The organism is Pseudomonas sp. HD6422, assembly GCF_025377065.1.
Taxonomy (GTDB): Bacteria; Pseudomonadota; Gammaproteobacteria; order Pseudomonadales; family Pseudomonadaceae; genus Aquipseudomonas; species Aquipseudomonas putida_U.
This window is the reverse complement of sequence record NZ_JAHWIW010000079.1, coordinates 1-1,856: the sequence shown is the minus strand read 5'-3', so window position 1 is coordinate 1,856 and position 1,856 is coordinate 1. Positions and strand designations below refer to the sequence as shown.

Below are 1,856 nucleotides of genomic sequence, written 5' to 3'. Positions count from 1 at the left end.
CGCCGTGGGTCGATGTTTGATGTTATGGAGCAGCAACGATGTTACGCAGCAGGGCAGTCGCCCTAAAACAAAGTTAGGCATCACAAAGTACAGCATCGTGACCAACAGCAACGATTCCGTCACACTGCGCCTCATGACTGAGCATGACCTTGCGATGCTCTATGAGTGGCTAAATCGATCTCATATCGTCGAGTGGTGGGGCGGAGAAGAAGCACGCCCGACACTTGCTGACGTACAGGAACAGTACTTGCCAAGCGTTTTAGCGCAAGAGTCCGTCACTCCATACATTGCAATGCTGAATGGAGAGCCGATTGGGTATGCCCAGTCGTACGTTGCTCTTGGAAGCGGGGACGGATGGTGGGAAGAAGAAACCGATCCAGGAGTACGCGGAATAGACCAGTCACTGGCGAATGCATCACAACTGGGCAAAGGCTTGGGAACCAAGCTGGTTCGAGCTCTGGTTGAGTTGCTGTTCAATGATCCCGAGGTCACCAAGATCCAAACGGACCCGTCGCCGAGCAACTTGCGAGCGATCCGATGCTACGAGAAAGCGGGGTTTGAGAGGCAAGGTACCGTAACCACCCCAGATGGTCCAGCCGTGTACATGGTTCAAACACGCCAGGCATTCGAGCGAACACGCAGTGTTGCCTAACCCTTCCATCGAGGGGGACGTCCAAGGGCTGGCGCCCTTGGCCGCCCCTCATGTCAAACGTTAAACATCATGAGGGAAGCGGTGATCGCCGAAGTATCGACTCAACTATCAGAGGTAGTTGGCGTCATCGAGCGCCATCTCGAACCGACGTTGCTGGCCGTACATTTGTACGGCTCCGCAGTGGATGGCGGCCTGAAGCCACACAGTGATATTGATTTGCTGGTTACGGTGACCGTAAGGCTTGATGAAACAACGCGGCGAGCTTTGATCAACGACCTTTTGGAAACTTCGGCTTCCCCTGGAGAGAGCGAGATTCTCCGCGCTGTAGAAGTCACCATTGTTGTGCACGACGACATCATTCCGTGGCGTTATCCAGCTAAGCGCGAACTGCAATTTGGAGAATGGCAGCGCAATGACATTCTTGCAGGTATCTTCGAGCCAGCCACGATCGACATTGATCTGGCTATCTTGCTGACAAAAGCAAGAGAACATAGCGTTGCCTTGGTAGGTCCAGCGGCGGAGGAACTCTTTGATCCGGTTCCTGAACAGGATCTATTTGAGGCGCTAAATGAAACCTTAACGCTATGGAACTCGCCGCCCGACTGGGCTGGCGATGAGCGAAATGTAGTGCTTACGTTGTCCCGCATTTGGTACAGCGCAGTAACCGGCAAAATCGCGCCGAAGGATGTCGCTGCCGACTGGGCAATGGAGCGCCTGCCGGCCCAGTATCAGCCCGTCATACTTGAAGCTAGACAGGCTTATCTTGGACAAGAAGAAGATCGCTTGGCCTCCCGCGCAGATCAGTTGGAAGAATTTGTTCACTACGTGAAAGGCGAGATCACCAAGGTAGTCGGCAAATAATGTCTAACAATTCGTTCAAGCCGACGCCGCTTCGCGGCGCGGCTTAACTCAAGCGTTATGTGCTTTCTCTAAAACTCACCAGGTTCACCAAAACTTTTTTCTAGCTGGCCGCATCGCTTATTTTGAATTAGCACCCTTTAAAATGCCATTTTGATGCCTTATCTTGGCTAAAACGGGGTGTTTTAAGTGTCTGTTTTTATTGGTTTTGTTTTTGTTGAGAACTTTCAGGTAAATGGTAGTCTTCAAATCAAATGTTTTTTGGAGCCACAGCATGGAAAAATCAAAGCAATTATATAATCAAGTGAACTTCTCACATCAGGACTTGCAAGAACATATCTTTAGC

The 1,856-nt window shown here is 51.1% G+C and carries 1 protein-coding gene and 1 pseudogene; both read left to right on the top strand.

Annotated elements, in window-relative coordinates:
* Nucleotides 1-97: 97 nt before the first annotated feature.
* Complete coding sequence (locus KY379_RS27110) at nt 98-652, top strand: aminoglycoside N-acetyltransferase AAC(6')-Ib' (RefSeq protein WP_014454105.1); 555 nt, start codon at nt 98-100, stop codon at nt 650-652.
* Between the two features lie 69 nt (nt 653-721).
* Nucleotides 722-1,560, top strand: a pseudogene (gene aadA1 / locus KY379_RS27105) (ANT(3'')-Ia family aminoglycoside nucleotidyltransferase AadA1).
* The last annotated feature ends 296 nt before the right edge of the window (nt 1,561-1,856 follow it).